Origin of the sequence: Psychrobacter sp. P11G3 (assembly GCF_001435845.1) — a bacterium.
GTDB lineage: Bacteria > Pseudomonadota > Gammaproteobacteria > Pseudomonadales > Moraxellaceae > Psychrobacter.
This window is the reverse complement of the sequence record NZ_CM003596.1, coordinates 1,325,063-1,349,713: the sequence shown is the minus strand read 5'-3', so window position 1 is coordinate 1,349,713 and position 24,651 is coordinate 1,325,063. Positions and strand designations below refer to the sequence as shown.

19 protein-coding genes are annotated in these 24,651 nt (G+C 43.2%); 12 read left to right on the top strand and 7 right to left on the bottom strand.

What is annotated here, in order from left to right:
* The first annotated feature begins 176 nt into the window (after positions 1-176).
* The 4 genes from AK824_RS05575 (at position 177) to yfaE (ending at position 3,187) form a co-directional block, all read left to right on the top strand.
* Positions 177-704: a DUF6680 family protein gene (locus AK824_RS05575; RefSeq protein WP_057759548.1), complete on the top strand. Its 528-nt coding sequence runs from the start codon at positions 177-179 to the stop codon at positions 702-704.
* Between the two features lie 424 nt (positions 705-1,128).
* Positions 1,129-1,500: a hypothetical protein gene (locus tag AK824_RS05570; RefSeq protein ID WP_057759546.1), complete on the top strand. Its 372-nt coding sequence runs from the start codon at positions 1,129-1,131 to the stop codon at positions 1,498-1,500.
* A gap of 97 nt (positions 1,501-1,597) precedes the next feature.
* Positions 1,598-2,731: a class Ia ribonucleoside-diphosphate reductase subunit beta gene (nrdB, locus tag AK824_RS05565; RefSeq protein WP_057759544.1), complete on the top strand. Its 1,134-nt coding sequence runs from the start codon at positions 1,598-1,600 to the stop codon at positions 2,729-2,731.
* Positions 2,732-2,917: 186 nt separating this feature from the next.
* Entirely contained in the window at positions 2,918-3,187 is a 270-nt protein-coding gene (gene yfaE, locus AK824_RS05560) for a class I ribonucleotide reductase maintenance protein YfaE (protein ID WP_057759542.1), read from the top strand.
* A gap of 204 nt (positions 3,188-3,391) precedes the next feature.
* On the opposite strand, the gene AK824_RS05555 is transcribed toward yfaE, so the two are convergent.
* Positions 3,392-4,717: a S1C family serine protease gene (locus tag AK824_RS05555; RefSeq protein WP_057759541.1), complete on the bottom strand. Its 1,326-nt coding sequence runs from the start codon at positions 4,715-4,717 to the stop codon at positions 3,392-3,394.
* 380 nt (positions 4,718-5,097) lie between these two features.
* Here AK824_RS05555 and AK824_RS05550 point away from each other — a divergent pair, with 380 nt between their 5' ends.
* Both AK824_RS05550 and AK824_RS05545 read left to right on the top strand, forming a co-directional pair.
* Positions 5,098-5,922 carry a Nif3-like dinuclear metal center hexameric protein gene (locus tag AK824_RS05550; protein ID WP_057759539.1) on the top strand — a complete coding sequence of 275 codons (825 nt, stop codon included), beginning with the start codon at positions 5,098-5,100 and terminating at the stop codon, positions 5,920-5,922.
* Positions 5,923-6,991: 1,069 nt separating this feature from the next.
* On the top strand, positions 6,992-8,200 hold the full coding sequence (locus AK824_RS05545) for a transglycosylase SLT domain-containing protein (RefSeq protein ID WP_057759537.1): 1,209 nt from the start codon (positions 6,992-6,994) through the stop codon (positions 8,198-8,200).
* A 165-nt stretch (positions 8,201-8,365) separates the two neighbouring features.
* Here the strand turns inward: AK824_RS05545 and AK824_RS05540 are convergent, their stop codons facing one another.
* The 3 genes from AK824_RS05540 to AK824_RS05530 form a co-directional block, all read right to left on the bottom strand.
* On the bottom strand, positions 8,366-11,356 hold the full coding sequence (locus tag AK824_RS05540; protein WP_057759535.1) for a LysM peptidoglycan-binding domain-containing protein: 2,991 nt from the start codon (positions 11,354-11,356) through the stop codon (positions 8,366-8,368).
* Between the two features lie 245 nt (positions 11,357-11,601).
* Positions 11,602-12,096: a hypothetical protein gene (locus AK824_RS05535; protein WP_057759533.1), complete on the bottom strand. Its 495-nt coding sequence runs from the start codon at positions 12,094-12,096 to the stop codon at positions 11,602-11,604.
* A 385-nt stretch (positions 12,097-12,481) separates the two neighbouring features.
* Positions 12,482-13,780: a CNNM domain-containing protein gene (locus tag AK824_RS05530; RefSeq protein ID WP_082624580.1), complete on the bottom strand. Its 1,299-nt coding sequence runs from the start codon at positions 13,778-13,780 to the stop codon at positions 12,482-12,484.
* Between the two features lie 556 nt (positions 13,781-14,336).
* On the opposite strand from AK824_RS05530, the gene yajC reads away from it, so the two are divergent.
* The 6 genes from yajC to AK824_RS05495 all read left to right on the top strand — a co-directional run bounded on the left by yajC (position 14,337) and on the right by AK824_RS05495 (position 21,082).
* Complete coding sequence (yajC, locus tag AK824_RS05520) at positions 14,337-14,666, top strand: preprotein translocase subunit YajC (RefSeq protein ID WP_057759529.1); 330 nt, start codon at positions 14,337-14,339, stop codon at positions 14,664-14,666.
* A 392-nt stretch (positions 14,667-15,058) separates the two neighbouring features.
* Positions 15,059-16,936, top strand: coding sequence for a protein translocase subunit SecD (gene secD, locus AK824_RS05515; RefSeq protein ID WP_057759527.1), 1,878 nt, complete (start codon positions 15,059-15,061; stop codon positions 16,934-16,936).
* A gap of 9 nt (positions 16,937-16,945) precedes the next feature.
* Positions 16,946-18,208, top strand: coding sequence for a protein translocase subunit SecF (gene secF, locus AK824_RS05510; protein ID WP_057759525.1), 1,263 nt, complete (start codon positions 16,946-16,948; stop codon positions 18,206-18,208).
* 231 nt (positions 18,209-18,439) lie between these two features.
* Positions 18,440-19,846 carry an MATE family efflux transporter gene (locus AK824_RS05505; protein WP_057759523.1) on the top strand — a complete coding sequence of 469 codons (1,407 nt, stop codon included), beginning with the start codon at positions 18,440-18,442 and terminating at the stop codon, positions 19,844-19,846.
* A gap of 155 nt (positions 19,847-20,001) precedes the next feature.
* Positions 20,002-20,733: an AzlC family ABC transporter permease gene (locus tag AK824_RS05500; RefSeq protein WP_057759521.1), complete on the top strand. Its 732-nt coding sequence runs from the start codon at positions 20,002-20,004 to the stop codon at positions 20,731-20,733.
* A complete protein-coding gene (locus AK824_RS05495) occupies positions 20,723-21,082 on the top strand; it encodes an AzlD domain-containing protein (RefSeq protein ID WP_057759519.1) in 360 nt (119 codons plus the stop codon). The genes AK824_RS05500 and AK824_RS05495 overlap by 11 nt, the downstream gene beginning before the upstream one ends.
* Positions 21,083-21,200: 118 nt before the next feature.
* Here AK824_RS05495 and purF read toward each other — a convergent pair whose 3' ends face one another.
* The 3 genes from purF to AK824_RS05480 form a co-directional block, all read right to left on the bottom strand.
* Complete coding sequence (purF, locus tag AK824_RS05490; RefSeq protein ID WP_057759518.1) at positions 21,201-22,736, bottom strand: amidophosphoribosyltransferase; 1,536 nt, start codon at positions 22,734-22,736, stop codon at positions 21,201-21,203.
* 236 nt (positions 22,737-22,972) lie between these two features.
* The gene (locus AK824_RS05485; RefSeq protein ID WP_057759516.1) at positions 22,973-23,470 is read right to left on the bottom strand and encodes a CvpA family protein; all 498 of its coding nucleotides are present in this window, start codon (positions 23,468-23,470) and stop codon (positions 22,973-22,975) included.
* A gap of 30 nt (positions 23,471-23,500) precedes the next feature.
* The gene (locus AK824_RS05480) at positions 23,501-24,535 is read right to left on the bottom strand and encodes a quinone-dependent dihydroorotate dehydrogenase (RefSeq protein WP_057759514.1); all 1,035 of its coding nucleotides are present in this window, start codon (positions 24,533-24,535) and stop codon (positions 23,501-23,503) included.
* Positions 24,536-24,651: the final 116 nt, after the last annotated feature.

The following is a 24,651-nucleotide window of genomic DNA, read 5'->3' as shown; positions in this document are numbered from 1 at the left end:
TCAGTATTAATCTGCCCTGTGCTTAACTAATAAAAACTAAATTGGTAGGTTATATTTTATATAAACTGGTTAAAGCTTACGAGACTCAAAAATTCATAAAAACAACCTTTTGAGTCTCGTTTTGTGAAACTAATTTACATTAAGCAAAACAGCTTTCATCTAGTTAGGTATTATTTATGGATGCTACAGATGTAATCACTATTTCGGCTATTTTTCTTGGACCTATTCTTGCAGTACAAATTCAAAAATTTATTGAATATCGGAATGAACACCGAAATAGAAAACTTAGTATTTTCTATACACTAATGTCAACTCGTGCTGCACGTTTAACTACAGAACATGTCAGCGCATTAAATATGATTGATATTGAATTCTATGGAAAAATGTTTTTTGGAAAACGTAAGCAGTCTGAAGGTGAGAAAAAAATTACAAATGCATGGAAATTGTATAATGGCCATTTAAATAATAAGTCTCCGTATGATAACCCAGATATTTGGAATGAAAAAGTTGATGATTTATTTACAGCTTTGTTATATGCAATGGCTAAGTATCTTGGCTACGATTTTGATGAAGTTCAATTGAAAAGAAATTGTTATAGACCTTTAGGTCATGACGATCTGGAATTAGATTTATACAAACTCCGTAAAGGATTAGTAGAAGTGTTAGATGGAGAAAGAGCAGTTCCCATGAATCTTAAAAGTTAATCTAATATTGAGTTTAAAGGTGCGCAAGGCACACCCTGCAAATTACATCCAAGCGGAAGAGTCGTTAATAAAAAAGAAAGCACGTAGGTTGGGTTGACGAAGGAAACCCAACGGTTTGAGTCTTTGTCGGGTCTCGTACCTCTACACCAACCTACTCAAATGCATAGGAAGCGGATATTTTGTAGGGTGCGCCCAATCAGAAGAGTCGTTAAGAAAAAAGAAAGACGCCCTAGCAAGGCTTTTTAGCCCTGAGCGAGGAAATAACGAAGCACTGCTTCGTCCGAGCGCAAGAGAATTTGCATTTTCGCAAATTCTGTAGCAACTATCCTGCTGACGACGATGACTAGGCGGATACAAGCGGTAGGCGGGATTGGCTACTGTTATAATGAAAACATACAGATAGAATTAAAACGATGGAGGTCATGTGCAATATACCGCAATCATCAAAGACGGTGGTTTGTTTATCCCAAACGTATTTTCAGACCTAAACGATGGTGGCTCGCATATCGTACAAGTCGAGGTTGATATTGCAGAGGTGCGTCAGCAGTTAGGTGTGGATGAAGCACCAAAGACAACTATCGCCAAAAAAAGCGTGGCAAAAGCAGCCAAAAAGCCAGTATCGAGATTGGCTAAAAAAGACTTAAAAACAGCAGCGGAAGAATCTGATGTGAGTACCCTACGCAAAAGCGCGCTTGATGAACTAGAAGCGCTTGATGATAGTGAACTGAGCGAGATATTCAAAGCCTATATGAACGATGGGCAAGAGTCATCACAGATATCACTAGAGAACCTCTAAGCTAAAACGCTATAATCCAAAAACGTGTCATAACATCAAATCAAAACCAGTCAAACCCATATAGATTAATAACCGTATCAATTATAAAGGCAGTCCCATGACTTACTCGATTTTTTCTCAAACGCCAAACAATGCGCTAAAAGAGCCGATGTTCTTTGGTCAGCCCGTCAACGTGGCGCGCTATGACCAACAAAAGCACCCGATCTTTGAGCAATTGATTGAAAAGCAGCTGTCGTTCTTTTGGCGTCCAGAAGAAGTCGATGTGTCACGCGACCGTATCGACTTTAGCAATCTGTCCTCGCATGAGCAGCACATATTTTTGAGTAACCTCAAGTACCAGACCCTACTCGACTCTATCCAAGGTCGTAGCCCAAACGTGGTGTTACTGCCGCTGGTGTCTATCCCTGAGCTTGAGACCTGGATTGAGACATGGTCATTCTCTGAGACCATTCACTCACGCAGCTATACGCATATCATTCGTAATATCGTCAATGATCCAAATATTATCTTTGATGACATCATGCAAAACGAGCACATCTTAGGTCGTGCCTCTGATATCGCCCAGTATTATGATGAGCTGTACCGCAACTCGCAGCTATATAGCTTGTACGGTCCAGGTACGCACAATATCAATGGCGAGCAAGTCACGGTTGATTTAAGATCATTGAAGAAACAAATGTACCTATGCATCATGGCGGTCAATGTCCTAGAAGCCATTCGTTTCTATGTGTCGTTTGCTTGCTCGTTTGCCTTCGCTGAGCGCAAGTTGATGGAAGGCAATGCTAAAATCATCAAGCTGATCGCTCGTGATGAAGCGCTGCATTTGACGGGTACGCAGCACATGCTGAACCTTATGCGCAATGGTCGTGACGATCCTGAAATGGTTGAGATTGCCGCAGAGTGCTATGAAGAAAGCATCGAGATTTTCCGTAAAGCTGCTGAGCAAGAAAAAGAATGGGCAGGCTATCTGTTCAAAGATGGCTCGATGATTGGTCTAAACAAAGACATCCTTTGCCAGTACATCGAGTACATTACCAACTTGCGTATGGAAACCGTCGGCTTGCCAGCGGCGTTCCCGAACTCAAAATCAAACCCAATCCCGTGGATCAACACGTGGTTGTCGTCTGACAATGTGCAAGTAGCACCGCAAGAGACTGAGATTAGCTCGTACTTGGTTGGTCAGATTGACTCTGACTTATCAGACAGTGATTTTGATGATTTTGAACTGTAAAAAGCTGAATTATAAGAGCTGAGTTATAAGAGCTTTGAGCTATAAAGGCTTTAAATTATAAAAGCTTAGAATTATAAAGGCTTGAGCGGTAGAGATTTGAAGCTATAAAATTTCTACCGCTGTAATCGTCTTATGGGTTAATAGTAGGGATAGCAATAGCACAGACATATCCCAATAGGATTAACGATGACTTGGGTAATGACCAGTAAAAAGCAGTTCTATCTACATGATGACGAGAGTCTGCTAGATGGACTGCTACGCACCGGACACGATGTAAACTATCAATGCCGCGAAGGCTACTGTGGTAGTTGCCGAGTCAAACGTATTGCTAGTTCGCATACAGTTGATTATCCATTTGACCCACTGGCGATGATTGAAGAAGATGAAATCCTGCCTTGCTGTTGCCGTGTGCAAGGTGTCATCTACATCAATCATGACCCGATTGAAAAGTTATAGCAGAGTTATAAGCAATAGTGGCTATAAGCAAAAAGGGTTATCAGTAAACAAAGCTAATCTTTGAGTTCAGAAAAATCAGCTCCAACAAAAAGCGCGCTCCTTATCTAAAGGAGCGCGCTTTTTTATGCTATCAGCTAAATAAATGTGCTGACTCATATATACATTATGAGCCAGCACATAGTGGTAAGAATAACCTACGACGACTTACTGCGACGCGGCATCTTGTTCAAACAGTTTCATCAGCTCTTCGCGCATACGATCACGCTCTGCCTTTGACATCATTGGCGTTTCTTCATCACCTTGGATGTTTGGCTGCTCCATTCCGCCCAGGCTCTCATTTTGTAGTACGACAGGACGCTCAAGTGGCTCTTGTGCTGGACGCTCTTCTAGCGTGATTTTTACTTGGGCGTTTTTACCTTGACGCAATATCTGCGCATCCAGTTCAGTGTTTGGTGGCTTACGAGCAACATACTGAATCAAGGTATTGGCATCTGTCATCTCAACATCATCGATGGTTAGGACGATATCACCGACACGTAGACCGCTTTTTGCCGCTGGACTGTTATCAATGACGTTTAGTACTTCTACGCCTGTTGATGTCTCTAACTGCGTTGGGTCACGTAGCTGTGACTGAATCTCGATACCTAACCAACCACGACTGACACGGCCGTCTTTAATCAAAGCATTCATCACTTGCTCAACCAGTGCCGTTGGAATCGCAAAGCCAATACCCATCGAGCCACCAGAGCGCGAGAATATGACGGTGTTGATACCAACTAGCTCGCCATGAGCATCGACTAGTGCGCCGCCTGAGTTACCAGGATTGATTGCCGCATCGGTTTGGATAAAGTCTTCAAACTTATTGACGCCCAGTCCAGTACGACCAGTCGCTGAGATAATCCCCTGCGTCACTGTCTGACCCACACCGAATGGATTACCAATCGCTAGCGCCAAATCACCCACACGAATCGGATCTTCGCGGAATCCGAGTGGTGTCAGCCCTGTCATATCGACCTTGATCACGGCTAGATCACTATCAGGATCTGTACCGATGATTCTGGCACGACTCTTACGACCATCATTGAACGCGACTGTGATCTCATCGGCCTTTTCGATCACATGGGCATTAGTCACGATATAGCCATCTTCTGATACGATCACACCAGAGCCTAAGTTGGTATTGCCCTGCTCTTGTGATGGGCCACCATGATATTCAAAAAACCGGCGCAGTACAGGGTCATCCATATAAGGATGCTCGGTCATCGTTTGCGTCGTATAGATATTGACTACAGACTGCGACGCGCGCGCCACTGCATTATGATAAGAAGAGATAGGCGCTGGCGTGTCCGACACTGGTTCTGCTGCTTGCTGCTCAGCAGGCGGGGTTCTCGGCGGCTCCCATGTGGCCTCCGACGTCGACTTCATACTCGTGAACAACCAGATAAACGCTGCCAACACTAGCAGCAATAAGACCCAAGGTAACCATTTTAATAAAGACGCCTTGTTATTGGTGTTCCGGGATGACGACATATAAAACCTCTATAAATTTATTGCAAACAGACAGTGAAAAACGATGTGAGATAATAGCGACCGCTTAGCTAGTCTTGACCCATCAATTGAATGGTCAAATGCTATACAGCTAGGCAGACTCACGTGTATAAATTATAACCGCAATACCAGTAAATAGTAACGTATCGTGTACCATTTCAGTTATCCAGCTTGTCTGCTTGCTTACAACGGCATGTTAAAATAGCTTTTACGATATTCAACACTTAAGCATTTCGAGAATTGAACGTAAAGCTAGAAGCCCAAAACCAAACACTCTCCAACATGATAGATAATACATAATCTTTGCTTAGTTAATCTATAGCACCTTACGACATACACTTTATTGATGACAGGAAAACATAATGACTGCAAATCATACGACAGCTGAATTAAACACTCAAAGCATTAGCGCTCAGGCGTTGACACAGTTCTGTGACGACTACTTATCTACCAATGCGTTTAAAGACTATGCACCAAATGGTCTGCAGGTCGATGGTGGACGCCCGATTCAACGTATCGTCACTGGTGTCACGGCTTGTGAAGCCTTGATAGATGCTGCCATCGCTGACAATGCCGATGCAATTATGGTGCATCATGGATACTTCTGGAAAGGTGAACCTGCTACGCTCACTGGGATGAAAGGTCGACGCGTGCGCAAGCTGATGCAACATGGTATCTCTATGATTGGCTATCATCTACCGCTTGATGCACACCCAATCTCTGGCAATAACGCAAAACTTGCTGACATGCTCGGCATGACGATCAACGGTGCGCTCTATCCTACCGAGTCACATCCTGTAGGCAATATCGCTACTTGCACACCGCAAACTGCTGACGATCTCATTGCCACCATTACTCAAGCTTTAGGTCGCGCGCCATTACATATTTCAGCTGAGTATCATGCAGACTCAGCTGCTCAGACAAATGGCAGGCTGATCGAACGTGTGGGTATATGTACAGGCGGTGCGCAGGATATGATTGAGCAAGCAGCTACTATGGGCTGTGATGCGTTTATCTCAGGAGAGATATCTGAACGTACCACGCATAGCGCGCGTGAGCTTGGGATTGACTATTTTGCTTGTGGTCATCATGCAACGGAGCGTGGCGGTATTCAGGCGTTAGGAGAGATAGTCGCTCAAAAATTTGGCCTGCCAGTTACTTTTATTGATATCGAAAACCCAGCATAACGCAGCCACTTAAAAAGCCATTTTAAACGGTTGTCATTTATAGAGAAAATGATAGTTCGACAGCCAAACTAGACTTGCTAACAGCTATAGTCAAACCATAAGCATAAAGTCCAGTTTGACTACTATTTAAACTTTGTTATTCTATTTTTGATTATTACGTACCAAATATCTGGAAAATTAACCGTTTATATCTCAATTGTTAAGTTTTATCGCTTTTTTCTTAACTCTACTTGAATAATGCAATTAGTAACCGCATATTACTACCCGTAAGAAAGAACGTTTTGTCATGAAACTTCCCATTATTACAGCTTCCGGTTATGGCACCAAAATAATGCTGGTAGTTGTTTAAAACTTTATCATGCTATATCAGCGATAAGATTTTAAACCGCTACCCATTGAAATACTATGTTTGCACTATGTATGTTAGCAGCATGGTATTTTTTTATTTTTGGTGTCGCGATGACGGTATGACCTAGTTAGTTTGATAGACCGCTATAAACTATCAATTCTGGTTATTTTGCTTACCCTCATTGCTGGACAAACAACTTTAGTAGCCAGCTATTCTATTACTAGTAACTTAATATTAGTGATTCAAAGTATAGCCAGCCATCAAAGTTAGCATAGTTAAAACAGATGAATGTATTTGCCTCATTGGCAAAACCTTACATCAATGTTTCAAGCTATGTTTTTGTCTCAATAACTTAATCATGACCTTACCTATGTTTGATATATAGTTGTTTGGCCACTAGCCATATTTAGTTATCGATGAAGGAATCATCTGATTTATATCCTTCGCGTTGTTGTGCGTTCAGTATTTTAAACCAGTACTTATAAATACGGTTTAGAACGTTTTTATGACATATCGATAGCTGGCTGACGACAAACTATCCCACTAACTCTTAGAGAGAGAGTACGCTAGTGGCGCTATAGTCAAACAAGATAGAGCGGCATTTATCCTATTAAAAATGCCACTCTATTTAAGACACGATATCGATATATGTCAATATTATGCACATATGTTTATACGTGTTTTTGCGGTAAGAAGGATGGCTAAAATCAGGAGACATCCATGCAGCGTATTACTTATCGTGTAAAAGTATCTGCGCAAGGGGCCAGACGCCGTATTTCTTATTTACTGCGTCCATCTAAACGCCTACTGAACACCAAAAGTAACATCGTTTCATCCGTTACCCCTATTGCGTCTAATCGTTTTGCCAGAACCAAGAAGCTGGCACAAATCTCTAGTATCGCTCTACTCTCGTTGCCCGCTGAGAGTTTGACGACCATGAACACATCGGTACCAGCCTATGACAATGTCATGCTGGAAAACACCTTGACCATTGCTGCGGTACCAGGCGATAGCACTTACTTTGCTACCGATGGCTTCCAACATGGTTTTGGGTTTGATCTGGTGCGCACTTATGCTGACGAGCTCGGTGTCGATATCAATCTAAAAGCCTATGCCAGTGAAGAAGCGGCACTAAAAGCACTAAGAACTGGCAACGCTGACATGGCGTTGACTACGGCTAGCACCAAGCTAAAAAGCCAGCTGAACCTATCGTCTATCAATGTCAGCTGTGGTTATGATTCTAGTCTGACTAAGAACGGACTACATCCTAAGGTAAGTTGGACATTTAGCTCATCCAATGATCCACTATCAAGAAAGGCCAGTTACTTTTTGTGCGATAGCATCAAGCTAAAAAACACACAAAAACTTGCCGCGTTCTACAATCAAAACTTGCTCAAAGATGCCTATAGTCAGGATCATTTCCAGAGAACGTTGACGGAAAAATTACCGGACTATCAGTCTTCGTTTGAAGAGCAAGCACGTAATTATAATCATGATTGGGAACTATTGGTCGCGATGGGTTATCAAGAGTCACACCTTGATGCCAACGCTGTCTCGCCGACGGGCGTACGCGGGTTAATGATGCTGACCAATAACACTGCAAAAGCGATGGGCGTCTCAGACCGTGTCGATCCTTACCAAAGTATTGGCGGCGGTGCACGCTATCTAGAGCAAGTGAAAGCAGACTTCTCTGATGTGCCAAAAACTGACCGTATCTGGTTTGCCCTTGCAGGTTATAACATGGGTCCCAATGCGGTAAAAAGAATCCAGCGCGAACTACGAGCTCAAGGTATCGATGATAAGAGTTGGGCGAACGTCTATGCTTATTTAGCAGATAATAGAGCGTCGAATAGCCGCTATGGTCAAGCCATGCATTATGTCAGTAATATCAGAAGCTATCTTGAGACTATTAAAACTCAGACGGTCTAGTTTGTAACTATTACTAGACGGTTCGCAAGTTTATTTCTAACAGTAAGTCATTCTTATTAAATAAAAAAAGCTGCTCTTATAAAGAGCAGCTTTTTTTGTGCGATACGATTCATAGTTAATATTAACGACGTCTTATGTAAACGGTATCCATTAATATCTTATTCATTAACGATTAGGTACAGTCAGACGCTGACCACGTTGCAACATCGTATCAGCAGCGATATTGTTCATATCAGCCAGCTCTTGCGTCGATACGCCATATTTACGTGCTAGACCAATCAAGCTATCACCCGAACCAACCGTATAGCTTACTGTCGCTTTTGGTACTTTAAGCGTTTGGCCGCGTTGTAGCTGAGCATTAGTCGCTAGATCATTGGTCGCTGCCAAATCCTCTACCGATATGCCAAACTGACGTGCTAGAGCAATTAGGCCATCGCCAGATTTTACTTTGTAGCTTTCAGTGTTACCTAATTTCGTACCACTGCTTGTTGAGCTACTACTACTGCTACTAGCAGAGCTGTTGCTTTGGCTGCTACTAGATGCACTTGCTACACTGCCGCTAGCAGGAATAGTGATAGTACGGCCCAGTATCAGATTCGAGTTGGTATTTAAGTTATTTGCTGATGCCAAATCACTTAAGCCAATATTGTAACGTTTGGCGACACCCGTTAGCGTATCACCTGATTTTACTTTGTAGCTGACCGCTTTGTCATTCAACTGACGATCGACCAATTCTTTAGTAGCAGGTACTTTAATCGTTTGACCACGTTGCAAGCGAGCTTTTGCATCAAAGTTGCTGTTTACCGCAGCAAGTTCTGTTGCACTCACTCCGATGCTATTCGCAATACCAATCAGCGTATCACCTGATTTTACTTTGTAATTGGTGGTCGCGACCGAACTTGAGCTGTTACTACTGCTAGCACTTGTCGTACTTGCAGCATAGAAATCAACACTGGCTGGCACTTTAAGTGTCTGACCAACATATAGCGAACTTGTGCTGTTGATACCGTTGAGACTGGCTAAAGTATCTGTCGACACATTGAATTGACGTGCCAATGCAATTAATCCGTCCCCTGCTTTTACTTTATAGTTTTTGGTCGCAGTGCTTGATTTACTCGGTTTGGTAGAAGGCGCTGCAGGTGTCGTCGCAGGGGCAGTCACTTTACCCGGTATGAGCCATAATTTTTGACCTCTGAGCAGATCAGCACGGCTGCTCAGATTATTGTAGCTGGCTAGCTGAGTAACTGATAAGCCAAAACGATTGGCCGTACCGATAAGCGTGTCACCACCTTGTACAACATAACTATCAGGCTGACTAGCAGCTGCGTTGTTAGCAGTACTCAATGGCTCGATAGTCTTGGCGTCATATAGATATAGCGTGCTGCCAGAGAGCAGATTGGCACTGGCATCTATCTGGTTCCATTCTGCGATATCACGCCAGCTAACCCCTGCTCGACTCGCAATGTTCGAGAGCGTATCGCCACGTTTTACCGTATAAGTGGTACGAGTGCCTTGTGGTTTTGGTTTACTTACCGAGGTTTTAGCAAAGCTAAGTTTTTTCTCTGCGCCACTCGCTTCTAAGATAGACTGCTGCGTCTGTACGGCTGATAGATTGATGTTGCCGTCAGCATTGATAACATTGGTCTCAGATGTATTTCTACGGATTTGATTAGCAATAAAATCACGCTCTTCTTTGCTAAGCGGTGGTTCTTGAACAATTGTATTGTTCTGAGTAATCTGAGCTGAGGTAGTCGGTAGACTGTTACTGCTCTTAAGCTCAGCGTTGATTTTGTTGGTCTCTGCAGTGGTCAGTGGTGGCTCAGTACGAGCTGAGGAATTACCGCTATATACCGAGCTGCTAGTTGGTGTCGCAGATGGTGAGATATAGCTTGTGGTCTGCTGAGGTACACTTGCGCTAGCCGCATAATCAGCCAATGCGCTACCAGTAGATGGTAGAGATGAGGCAGTATATGGTTTGTTATTATAGCTTGGCGTAGTCGCTGTCGTACTTGAGCTACCTGCGTTATTTGATGCAAGCACGTTACCTGTACCGTTACCTCTGAGCCCACTTAATTTAGCATCGGCATTGAGGCTGACGTCGTTTGGAATGATGACACGCTGCGGGCCTGAAGAGTCAACACGGCCTGAGGTCAGTGCAGTATTTAGACGCTCTAGCTCATCATAGCTAACGCCAGTTAACTGCGATACTTCTGCCAAGCTCACACCATAGTTAACGGGTACACTACGGAAATGCTGACGGTTAGCGATAGCTGGTAGATACACACCATACTGCTCAGGCTTAGCAACGATTTCGGCTACAGCTAAGAAACGCGGCACATAGTTCATCGTTTCAGTCGGCAGTTGGAGTGACCAATAGTCTGTTGGTAGTCCGCGCGCTGCGTTGGCATCGATTGCTTTTTGTACACGGCCAGGTCCAGCGTTATAAGCAGCCAATGCTAGCTCCCAACTACCAAACTGGTTGTGCAATGCTGTCAAAAAGTCATAGGCAGCACGTGTCGACTCAATAACATCACGGCGACCATCATAAGTGCTGCTTTGATTCAAGCCATAGATACGGCCCGTACTTGGAATAAACTGCCATAAGCCCGCCGCTGCTGCACTACTCGTACCACTTGGATCGTAAGAGCTTTCGATAACTGGTAACAAGGCAAGTTCTGTTGGGATATTGCGACGCTCTGCCTCTCGTACCGTATGATAGATATAACGACTGGCACGTGCAGTTAGGCGATTTAGATAATCCTGTCTACTGGTAAACCAGCTTTTTTGACCTTCAATACGCTGATTATAGATTGGCTTACCACCATTCATGCGGTAGCCTGCGCGTAGACGATTCCACAAATCACCATATTGCTGAATAGCAAGTTGGTTACCTTCTACCATGGTCATGTCAGTGGCTTCTAACAAGTCAGCCAACTCATCCAAACTCTCTGCGTCCAAAAACGCAGTTGAGTAGTCTGCACTACTTGTATTAGCCCCTTGATTGGCAGGACTTTTAGTGATGACAGATGAGCTATTGGTCGCACCTTTGTTTTTTACCGCTGATGTATTGCTACACGCACTAATCAGTAAAGTGGATACCGCAAGCGTCAATGGCAACGCAATAAATGAGCGAGAGTGTGATAGCACAGTAGACATGATATTGGAGGTTTCCTAACGACAGAAATTAATAAGATAAAGTTGATAGATAGTATAGTATGCAATGTAAAGCAAAGACTAGCCTAATATAAAAGATAATAATAGACGCTCAAGTAGCCTATAAAACTAAGTAATGACTAGTGTTAGCCAACTAAGACTTTTTATAGGTCGAAATTGCAGCTAGCTCAATCAGATATTGTTTATATTACCTATTGTATTTTGAATCTTGCTTGATTAATGGCGACTTAATTAATAGCCACCTGTGATACTGCGCGCAAGAGCACTGCATTACCAGTAGATAAGGTCAAGGTCACACGAGATGTGGTGACAAATGATACTTGCTGACCGTTTTTTACCCAGCTCTCATTGGTCGTCACATTGGCTTTGGCTTGTGAACCAGTAATCACCACGTTGTCTACCGAAATATCGTAGCGATAATTAGATGTGTCATTCCAGCTGTTTTGCAGCAGCTTTAAGTACGCATCTTTGTCTAGACTGGTAGATTTACCTTTTCTAGATAAAGAAATAAGCGCGTCATCTGACACAAGGCGCGATACCTGATTGATGCTCTGGCTATTCGCTGATGCTTTCATTGCGGCGGCATAGTTCTGTACCAAATCTTCGGTCATAGTTGCCGCTTGTGCATTGATACTGATGGTGCTGGCTACTGCTACGATTGCAGTGATGCTGGCGCTTTTCATCAATAGAGCTAATAGCCTATTTCCCAATAATTTTTTCATGATAATCCTTAGCGATATTTTTTTCGTTAGTGTCATATATTGACGATTAACGCTCTTTTATCATTTATTTTGGCAGTGTATCTGTATAGATATATCTATATAAGTATACTCATATCATATGCCGAGCCTATCATCGAATTCTCACAGCCATGTGACACCCTGTGTAATTATTGCGAATAGAAACACAGGCTATCAAATCAAATACTCTTAAGGTTTTATGCTGTAAATCCTAGCTCAAACGGTTAGATGCTTTGTAGCTCTAGCTTGATAGTCAGTCCATAATGAGCTGACCATTGTTAAACCATCAATCTTTAGAACCGTCAATACTTATCGTTAAGCTATTAACGTTAGAGTTTGGCTTCATTAAGGCATCATTAAGGCTTCGTTAGGATTTAGGTTCGTTATTACTGTCTTCATATTGCTCATCATCGCTGAGCTTCATTCCTAAACGCTCTACCCGTCTGTCCATCATCTGACGAGCCAAGGCCTGCATGTCTTCGACGCGGTCTATCTCATCGACAATCTCAAGACCCAACAATGTCTCAAACACATCTTCTAACGTGACAAGCCCTTTAACTTCACCATATTCACCGACTGTAATCGCAATATGAATACGGTTTTTTAGCATCAACTCTAACAAATCAAACAGCTTCATCTTAGAGAAGACAAAAGTGATGTCGCGCTGAAATTGCGTCAACGGCTTGTGCATAGCATGGTTAACTTTAGCCAACAGCATATCGGTTTTTAGGACAAAGCCTGTAATGTTATCCAAATCACCATCATAGATTGGCAAGCGAGAAAACGTCAGCTTTGGACGATCAACCAATAGCTCAGCAACGGTTTTGTTCTCTTCGAATGCGAGCATCACCGAGCGCGGCGTCATGATGTCTTCGACTTTAATCGCGCCAAACGCGAGCAAGTTACGAATGATACGCGACTCTAGTGGGTCAATTTGTCCTGACTCTTCGCCGATACTAGCAAGAGCAGCAAACTCGCGGCGACTAAAGGTTTGCGGCTCTTTACCGCGTACTAATAATTTCGTCAGACGCTCTGAGAACCAGATTAACGGGTATAGCAGCATGATGATGCCACGAACGAAATAAGCAACCAGACTGCTTAGTTGACGCCAGTAAACTGTACCCAGTGTTTTTGGGATAATCTCAGACAAGAATAAGATAGCAAGCGTCATGAGGGCCGAAAACAGACCAAACCACGCACTACCAAAGACGATCGTAGCCTGTGCACCCGCCCCGATAGAGCCGAGTGTATGGGCAACCGTATTTAACGTTAGAATAGCAGCTAGTGACTGGTCGATATTGTCCACTTTCAGGCTTCTAAGCATGTCTGCTTTTTTAGGACTGGTTTCTTGCACATCCGCAATAAACGATGGCGTCATGCTTAGCAAAACAGACTCTGCTAATGAACAGACGAAAGAGATACCAATGGCGAGTAAGACAAAAAATATCAATAAAGAAACGCTAAGCGCGGTTGGTGCCGCCGCCTCGCTAGATGTTGATACAGCACCAGCTGCCCACACTGCCTGCGGTAGCATAAAGATTGCTAATACAGATAGTGCCGAAAAAGAAGTATAACCAAATCGAGAACTAGTCGTCATTCTCGGGGGAGGTTCTGCAGATGCGTCTTTACGATGAGCGCGCGGACGACATAAACGAGGTACAAACATAAAAGTGGTGAACAAGTTAGGTAACCTAAAAAGAGTAAAAGGAAGATAATGTCATGAGCAATTTATATTGATTTTCAGATTATCTTTAACAAAATAATAAAAGATATCTATCTATCGTATAAATAGTTACTCAAAGCTGATTTAGCTGATTTAATCGCTATTTCAAAGTCATACTATGCTTCAATAAGCCGTAATCTGGTTCAATATATAGCATACTAAATACAGGCAATCATTGCCATTTGATAGTAGCATTGATGATACCATTTCACAATAAGTCACCATTTTTAAGTTTTTGTTTTTTGACGACTTTTATTGCCCTATTATTAACGGTTGTATGACGACATCTTTACTAGCCAATTCATGACAGCTATTTAAGCTGAGGCTTTATATGGGTTATCTGAATATAGTAAAAACATTGTTGTCCTATCCGTTGGCTGATAGTATGCCTTACGCTAAGAAAAACACGCTCAGCCTATGATTAACAGTTACCAAGTCTGGGATTTTTTGTTACTATGCGTCTAATTTTATTATTGTCTATGACTTACTGAGAGATATTATGAGCTTATTTATTCAAGCTGCCCATGCTGCGCCAGAGACTGCAGGTGCTGCAGGTCTATTCGGTCAGATTTTACTGCCTGTTGCGTTTTTTGCGATTTTTTACTTCTTGGTCATTCGCCCGCAGTCTAAGCGTACCAAAGAACACCGTGCCATGGTTAACGCATTGACCGTTGGTAGTGAAATCATTTTCGCTGGTGGTTTAATGGGCCGTATCAAAGCAATCGAAGGCGATTATGCCGTTGTTAGCCTAAACAACAATACTGACGTGAAAGTACAACGTGCTTCTGTTATTTCAGTATTGCCTGCTGGCACGATCGAAAGCGTCTAATTAGAATGTTCACTGGTTTTTATTAGTGAAAATTTATTAGTGAACATTCGATAGTCGTCACATTAATGAATGTAATGACTAAAAAATGACCGTATATGATTTACGGTCATTTTTCGCTATTAACGCAGTAAGGTAAAATTGCTATATAAATTAGGCTTACTGTTTAGATGTCCTATCTTTATCCAAGTCAGCCATATGGTTTTTGGTGACTGGATAAACAGGCATCTGTATTATTTGCTTTACTGTTTTATGCGTTACTATCATCGCGGATGATCGCAATGGTGCATGATGACGGCTGCTGAACATAGCACTCGACCGTTGCTATCGCTAACTTCCCATCTGCTAACTTGTGGCCTACGTCGCCAGTCGTTTATCAACTTAAAGAAGTGATTATGCAATATCCCGCTTGGAAATACTTACTAATTGCCGTCGTGCTACTCGTTGCCGGTCTATATGCTGCCCCCAACCTTTACCCTGACGAACCTGCTGTGCAGATTACGAGCGCAGCCGCAGGAACTCAGCTATCTGAAGGTATCTTGACCGAGTCTCAAAGCTTACTCGAAGAGGCAGGTCTAGATAACCACGATGGTACGTTTGAGGGCAACAGCGCGCTGGTACGCCTCAACAACCCAGTCGATCAGCTAAAAGCGCAAGAAGTGCTACGTCAAAACTTGGGCGAAGACTATGTCGTTGCCCTTAACCTAGCACAGACGACCCCGCAGTGGCTACGTGATATCGGTGCAAGACCGATGAAGCTTGGTCTCGATTTGCGTGGTGGTGTACGCTTTGTACTCGAAGTCGATATGGACAAGGCGCTTGAACAGCGTTTGACCAGTGCCAGTCGTGATATGCGACGTGAGCTACGTGCTGAGCGAGTAGCAATCAAAGGTATCAAAACCGAAGATCGCGGCGTGGTATTGCATTTTGCTGATACTGATACTCGTAACCGTGCCCAAAACGTATTACAAGGCTCGATGAGCAATACGTTCAACTTGCAGTCTTCTATTGATGATCAAGGTCCTGCATTGGTCTTATCGTATAACGATGCGACACTTGACGAAATCAATAGCTACGCGGTCAACCAGAACTTGACGACTCTACGTAACCGTATTGCTGAGCTGGGTGTTACCGAAGCTTTGGTACAGTCGCAAGGCGCTAGCCGTATCGTCGTTGAGCTACCTGGTGTACAAGATACCGCTGAAGCGAAACGTGTACTTGGTCGTACTGCAAACCTTGAGTTCCGTATGGTGGCAGAAGACGCCGACACCTATACTGGCGGCATACCTCCAGCAGGCACAGAAGCATTCCCATTCGAAACACTGGATGGTCCTCCTGTATTGTTAGATCGTCAAGCGATCGTCACAGGCGACAAAGTAACCAACGCGCAAACTGGCTTGGATGAAAGCGGTCTACCTGAAGTAAGTATTACCTTGGACAGTGCTGGCGGCAAGCTCATGCAGAACGCCACACGTACAGCGGTTGGTCAACAGATGGCTGTATTGTTCATTGAAAACAAACAAAGAATCACTTACGAAGAAGATCCAGTGACTGGTGAGACAACTGAGGTGCGCACACCTTACGCTGAGACCAAAGTCATCAACCGCGCTAACATTCAAGCGGTATTGGGTTCATCATTCCGTATTACTGGTCTAGATAGTAGTGCTGAAGCAGCTGAGCTTGCGCTATTGCTGCGCTCGGGTGCACTTGCTGCACCGATGTACTTCGTAGAAGAGCGCACTATTGGTCCATCACTCGGTCAAGAAAACATTGATAAAGGATTGTTCTCTACGCAGGTCGGCTACCTATTAGTCTTCGCGTTTATGATTATCTTCTATCGCTTGTTTGGTGTGATTGCCAACGTTGCGCTAGCCGTTAACGTTATTATCATCATTGCGATTATGTCGATTTTGGGTTCATCACTTACCCTACCTGGTATCGCAGGTATCGTTTTGACCATTGGTATGGCAGTTGATGCCAACGTGCTGATCTTTGAGCGAATACGAGAAGAGATTGCCAATGGTGTCCGGCCAAAATCAGCCATCGTGGCAGGTTTCGATCGCGCATTTAGCAGTATTTTTGATGCCAACATTACAACCTTATTGGTCGCGTTTATCCTATTTGCGATTGGTACTGGTCCGATTAAAGGCTTTGCGATTACGCTAGCTATTGGTATTGTCAGCTCGCTATTCACTGCAATTTTGGTGACACGTGCACTGGTACAAATTGCTTATGGTAAGCGTAAATCCATCAAAAGTCTGAGCATCGGTTAGGAGAATATTATGGCGATCGATAATAACAACCCTTTAGAACAGCAGAATAATCCTGATCGAAATGGCTCAAACGGTGACACGACCAATGCAAGTACGCGTCGCCGTAACAAACCGCGTCGTGATGGTAAAGGTAGCAATACTAAAACCAATAACCCTACTACCGCAAAGTCAGGCAAAAGCTCTAGTCGTCGCGGTGGTAAAGGTCAAAATGCCAAAGACAGTCAAGTACTGTCTACCGCTGTTGATTCTGACGTAATATCAGGTGACGCCGCTGATGATGCCGCAGCTGTCGCTGAAGGTGGCATCAAAGCAGTGGGTAACCAGCGTATCATTCCATTTATGAAGATAGAAAAGCCAATGGCGCTATTATCTTTGTTTATGGTTATCGGTAGTATCATTGCTATCGCGGTAAATGGTCTGAACTTAGGCCTCGATTTCACTGGTGGTGTTTCAGCAGACGTGCGTTATGAGCAGCCTGTTGAGCAAGTTGCTGTTGTACAAGCACTAGCAGACAATGGCTTCGATGATGCGGTTGTACAGTATCTAGGTACTCGTGAAGAGCTATTGGTACGTCTACCCCCTCAGTCTGACAACGTCGATGGGCTAAGCGCAAACCTGACGCAAGCATTGGCACTACCTAGCAACACCGCTACGATTAGCAACGTCAATATCATTGGTAGCCAAGTTGGTAATGAAGTTTATCTAAACTCAGTCATGGCATTGGTATTGGCACTGGTTTGTATGCTTGGCTATGTTGCCCTACGCTTCCAGTTCAAACTGTCTTTAGGTGCCGTACTGTCACTATTTCATGATGCTGTCGTAACCATTGGTGTATTTGCGCTATTCGGCTTCCCGTTCGACCTGACGGTATTGGCTGCGGTATTGGCATTGATTGGTTATTCATTGAACGATACGATTGTTGTCTATGACCGTATCCGTGAAAACTTCCGCCGTGTTCGTGGAATTACGCCAGAACAGACGATTGATTTGTCATTGACCGAGACGCTACGTCGTACGATTATGACCATCTCAACTGTTCTATTAGTTGTATTGGCAATGCTCTTCTTGGGCGGTGATGGGTTATACTGGTTCTCAGTAGCTCTATTCATTGGTTTGCTTGCGGGTACTTACTCATCGACCTATATTGCCAGTTCGATTCCGCTGCGCATGGGTCTGTCGCGTGATGACTTTATCGTAAAAGTAAAACCAGAGTTTGAAGAAGAAATCGTTACTTTCAACGATCCAAAAATGTTTGAGCAAGACAACGTCTAGTAAGGTATATTAGATAGATTGATACGTTGAAATAGCGTGTCATCAGTCTTTATAGACCTACTGATTGTACAGCTACAACGTTTAAATAAGAGCACCTGACTCATGAACAATGAGTCTAGGTGCTTTTGTCTTTATAGCTGTTTTGTCTCTTATACTAAATGTACTGCCTTATAATTTTATTATCATTTAACGAACATATCTCTTTATCGTTCACGTATAAAAGAGTTACCCATGTCAGCTAATTCCGCAACTTCTCACGCGATGCCACCTATTGATACAAGCTATATACGTATTGTCGCGATTGCGCTGCCTGTGCTACTGGCCAATTTGGCCATGCCATTACAAAGCGTCATTGATACGGCCATTGTCGGCAATATGAATGACACGGCGAAACTTGCTGGTATGGGTTTGGCCATACAACTGCTGTCGCTATTGCTTGTTAGCTTTAACTTTTTGCAGTATGCATCATCTGGACTCGCTGCGCAGGCATTGGGACAACTGGCGAATAATAATAGCAATACATCAGCCGTATCAGCACCTACGCCTTTGTTGTCTATCTTACAGCGTGCTTTGTTATTGGCGTTTGCTATCGGAGCAATATTGCTACTGGCAAAACCATGGCTGATTGATTTTGGCTTACAAGCCCTGTCAGCCAATCCTGAGAGTGGACGCGCGGCGAAAACCTACTTAGACATACGCTTTTGGGGCGTGATCGCGGAGCTGATGAATTTTGCATTTATTGGTTGGTTTGCAGGGCAAGGTAAGACCCGTTATATGCTGTATCAGCAGGGCTTTATTGCTGTACTTAATATCGTACTGACTCTGTTTTTTGTATTTGTAATGCAGATGGGCTTGGCTGGTGTCGCACTGGGAACGACTATTGCATTTTGGTTTGGAATATTGATGGCACTGTGGTTGAGCCGTCAACATCTAAAAATATCGTGGTCTGTATTATTTAAAGCAGATCGACAGTATTTTACGAAAGAAAAAATGCTTAGGCTATTTTCTTTAAACAAAGATATTTTCGTGCGCACCCTTATTTTAACGCTAAGCTTTGCTTGGATTACTCGACTATCTGCCCAAAGCGGTGATGTCATACTGGCTGCCAATGCTATTTTATTGCAAGTATTAAGCATATCTGCCTTCGCTTTAGATGGCGTCGCTGTCTCTGCTGAAACGTTAAGTGGACAAGCTGCAGGACGACGTGATTGGCCACGGTTTCGTATTATCGTCAAACGTACAGGCGTGGTTAGTTATGGCCTTGCTATCGTGTTAAGCGCTATTTGGTGGCTTGCAATGCCTACGTATTTGGGATTTATGACCAATATTGAGTCGGTGTTTACCCTCGCCTATGACTACCATTTATATGCCGTATTATTGCCTCTGGTTGGTGTTGGTGCTTATTGGCTGGATGGGATATTTTTCGGTTTGACGGCTGGTAGCGTGATTCGTAATGCGGCGCTGATACTGGCTGCTATTTTCTTCCCTTTGAGCTGGTTGCTCTATCAGCAATGGGATATGACAGGTATTTGGCTTAGCGTGTGGTGTCTATTATTATTAAGACTAATCATTCTAGGTGGGTTTTTGTACCGTGCTAATCAGACTGGCAGTTATGAGAAACTACAACCTGAAGCTTAGTTAATTTTATACTATGTTTGCTCTATCAATTTTCGATAGATCATTTTTATTAAGCTCGTTTTTTGCTTTTTAATTTTATAGTAATACCGTTTGAATCAATAATTTTTATATCGATAAATTTATAAAAATATCATAAGAAAAATTTAGGATGTCATGTGAATACTCATTCAAATGAATTAAGCCACCAACATAAGAGTCATTATCAATGGGCTGAGGGCTTTAAGAAAAGCTTGCCAGTTGCTATGGGATATCTGCCTGCCGGTATTGCCTTTGGTGTACTCGCACAGGTAGCAGGTATCCCGATATGGGCAACGATTATGCTCAGTATCATTCTCTATGCTGGTGCAGCTCAGTATGCTTGTCTGCCAATGCTGAGCGCAGGCCTACCGATTGGCAATATCGCCACCAATATTGCCGCAATTAATCTACGCCATGTATTCTACGGTATGCCGTTATTACAGTATTTACCAAAAAATAAGCTGGCAAAGACGTATTGTTTGTTTGCTTTGACCGACGAGACTTTTTCGATCATGACCAGCTTACCAAATGAGTCGCGACGAGCGCTTATACTTCCTATCAGTCTCTTCAACCAAAGCTGGTGGGTACTGGCGAGTACGGTTGGCGTAATGATTGGCAGTACGCTCAGTGATTTGGTGCCAAATTTAGATTTTGCTTTGGTTTGTCTGTTTGCAATTCTCGCTTATGAGCAATTTCAAAGTATCAAACGCTACTTCCCGATTGGTATTGCCGTGCTTGGCTTAATCATTGCTTCGCTATTTACCAGTGACTGGTTGCTACTAGTGGCCATCACTATCTGCATGTTTATGATCTTGGTACGTGGGTTTTGGATAGAGCGTCAACAGACAGGAGACTCTTATGACCAGTAGTTATCTTATTTTTGCTACGCTTGCCATGGCAGCAGTGACCTTTATCACTCGTGCGCTACCCGCACTGATACCTAGAAAGCTACTAGACACACCTTGGCTACACCGATTAAATGAGAGCTTGCCATTATCAGTGATGGTACTGTTAATTTTGACTAGCCTTTCCTACCAAGACGTATCGACAACTGTTACTTTAAGCGATACCGAATTACATCTATTAATGGCACAAATCGGCGCACTTATTTTGGTATTGTTTATCTATCATATCAGCCGTCAGCTTTTGGTCAGTATGGTTGTCGGTATTGCAGCAATCAATGGTCTCTTTTGGTTATTTAACAGTTTCTTAGGTTAAAATCACTTCTTTCATTTATGCGATTGTTAGTACTCTTAGCTAAATTTCAAACATAAAAAAGCTAGATTCTATTTAGAATCTAGCTTTTTTTAGCTAAAAACAATGACTTTAGTTTAGCTTAAAGCTCTTCCACACCCATCATATCAACTGGGGTATCAGCCACTATTTGTACGCCTTTTTTACCAGTCTTGGCAGTATCATTACGCTGCTCTTGCAGGTGATCAAGATACGCTTCATTGATCTGACCAGTGATGTAACAGCCGTTAAATACCGCACAATCAAAACCTTCCACTCGGCTGTGTTTGGTATCTTTTACTGCGTCGATCAAATCATCCAAATCTTGGAAAATCAAACGATCAGCGCCGATGATATCACGTACTTCTTCAACGCTATTGCCTGAAGCAATAAGCTCGCTACGTACAGGCATATCAATGCCATATACGTTTGGAAATTTCACTGGTGGCGCAGCACTGGCAAAAGATACCTTGTTAGCACCAGCATCTCGTGCCATTTGAATGATTTCATGACAAGTCGTTCCACGAACGATAGAATCATCAACCAACAGCACGTTTTTGCCTTTGAACTCTAGCGGCACAGCGCTCAGCTTTTGGCGAACTGATTTTTTACGCTGCTGCTGACCTGGCATAATAAACGTACGACCGATGTAGCGGTTTTTCATAAACCCTTCACGGTACTTGACGTTCATTTTTAGCGCCAGCTCCATCGCTGAAGTACGCGACGTGTCTGGAATTGGAATAACTACGTCGATATCATGATCATCACCCCACTCTGCAAGGATTTTGTCAGCCAATTTTTCACCCATACGTAGGCGTGATTTGTACACCGAGATATTGTCCATAATAGAATCTGGACGAGCAAAATACACATATTCAAAGATACAAGGCGTGTATTCTTTTTGCTCTACGCATTGATGCGTATGTAGCTTATGGTTCAAATCAATAAAGATTGCTTCGCCTGGTTTTACATCACGAACGATAGTAAAGCCAGAACCTGTCAATGCAACTGATTCAGAAGCAACCATATACTCAGTGCCGCCATTCGGTGCCATACGCTTACCAAAGATAAGTGGACGGATACCATTTGGATCACGGAATGCAAGTAAGCCATGACCAGTAATCAAAGCGACAACGCCATAAGCGCCTTCACAGCGTTTATAAACGGCTTTTACTGCTTCAAAGATATCATCAGCCGTTGGATGCGTTTTGCCTAGATTCTGCATCTCATGTGCCAGTACGTTTAACAGTACTTCAGAATCTGAGTCAGTATTAAGATGGCGGCGATCTTCGATATACAAAGATTTGGCCAAACTCTCAGCATTGGTCAAGTTACCATTATGCGCAAGGGTAATACCATAAGGCGAGTTGACATAAAATGGCTGAGCTTCAGCGCTGCTAGAAGTACCAGCTGTCGGGTAACGAACGTGACCGATACCGAACTTACCAACCAGTTTCATCATATGACGATTCATAAATACGTCACGTACCATGCCATTTTCTTTACGTAGATAGAGTCGCCCATCTTGCAAAGTGACAATACCTGCTGCATCTTGCCCGCGATGCTGTAGCATCGTCAAACCGTCATAAAGAATCTGATTGACTGGTTCGTGAGCTGCAACTCCAATGACTCCACACATAATAGCTATATCCTATTTTGACTCATACATTAGTACGACAATAACGGCAAACTTAACGACAGTATATTGCTAAAATCATTCACTGTCGCACGCCGCTAACCTGATGATATTGTAAGAAACTTAACGAGATTTTTCGATAATCTATGTTTGATTATCAGTGACACGTGTAAACATTTAGAAGTATAAAAAGAAGTAAAATAATAGACAGTTGGATAAAATAATAAGCAATTCAACAATTACGACTGATTGACCTGATCCCAAGCCATACCCAATACGTCCGATACTAGAGCCTTGCCCATCGGTGCATACGGCATCAGCTCAGGCGCTAGTACTGAGGTTTGCCACTGCGGCATCTGTACTAGCAATGGCGCACTGACGCTCAGTACAACCAAGACCATCAATACGTTTTTGGCAGCACCCAGTACGCCGCCCGCCATTTTGTCCAAGACGCCCAAACGTAAGGTTTTGAGCACGCCTGAGAACACGAAAGCCATCAGATGCATGATTGCTAATATGGCAATCACTACCAATAGAAAGGCCATGGCCATCTGTAACACAGGGTTTTGGACGATACCCGTTAATTGGGGCGACACTACTCCTGCCAGCCTAGTAGCAGCGATAAGAGCGATAAACCAACCTACCAAGCCTATTGCTGTTTTAATCAGTCCTACTTGAAAGCCGCGCCATAAGCCAATCAAGACAACGATAGCAATCACAATATCTAAACCACTCATGCTTTACGCCTTATTACCTTATTTATTGGATTAGCTTTCCATGGCATCGTAATAGCCACCGATTGCCTGAATGCAAGACTGCACCAGTCCAGGCCCACGATAAATAAGCCCTGTGTAGAGCTGTACCATGTCTGCGCCTGCTTCGATTTTTTTGACGGCTTTGGCACCACTATCGATACCGCCTACGCCTATCAAAGCGACTTTACCATCTAACTGATCAGAGAATTGTTGCAAAATCTGGGTACTAATATGACTCACAGGACGGCCTGATAGACCACCCATTTGGTCGCCATCACGCAAGTCTTCGACACCTACACGGCTTAGTGTTGTATTGGTGGCAATCAAACCATCAATTTCAAAGTCTATTAATTGCTGCGAGATATAATCAACTTGTAATGGCTCTAAATCCGGAGCAACCTTAAGCACTAATGGGACATAAAAACCATATTCAGTAGCTAACTGACTGTGACGGTTTTTAATCGTATCCATCAGCTGAGTCAGCGCTTCACCACTTTGCAAATCACGTAAGTTTTTGGTATTTGGCGATGAGATGTTGACCGTGATGTATGAGGCGTGCGGATACACACGCTCTAAGCAATACACATAATCATCGGCGGCTTGCTCTACCGGCGTATCGGCATTTTTACCAATATTGATACCGATATTGCCTTTATATTTACAGCGTTTGACATTGTCGATTAGATAATCAACGCCTTCATTGTTAAAGCCCATGCGATTAATAATCGCGTCTGCTTGCTTGATTCTAAACAGCCTTGGCTTATCGTTGCCTACCTGTGGTCTTGGCGTGACGGTTCCTACTTCTATAAACCCAAATCCTAACTCAGCCAGCGCGTCAATATAATCACCGTTTTTATCCAAGCCTGCTGCCAGACCAACTGGGTTAGAGAACTGCAAACCCATACAGTCTGTTGGTTGCATTGACTGACCATACGCCAAGCCTAAAACACGCGCTTTATGCGCTTTATCCAATAAAGATAGTGTCATCTCATGGGCGTGTTCGGGATCCATATTAAACAAAAAAGGACGAAGTAAGGCATAAGACATAGTGATGGCAGACCCTGCTTGGAAGAAATAGTGAATAAAAAATACGAATGAAATCGGGCGCAGCGATTATATCAGCTTAACAGAAATAAGAGCAAAGTTTCAGTCGCTAAATTTCT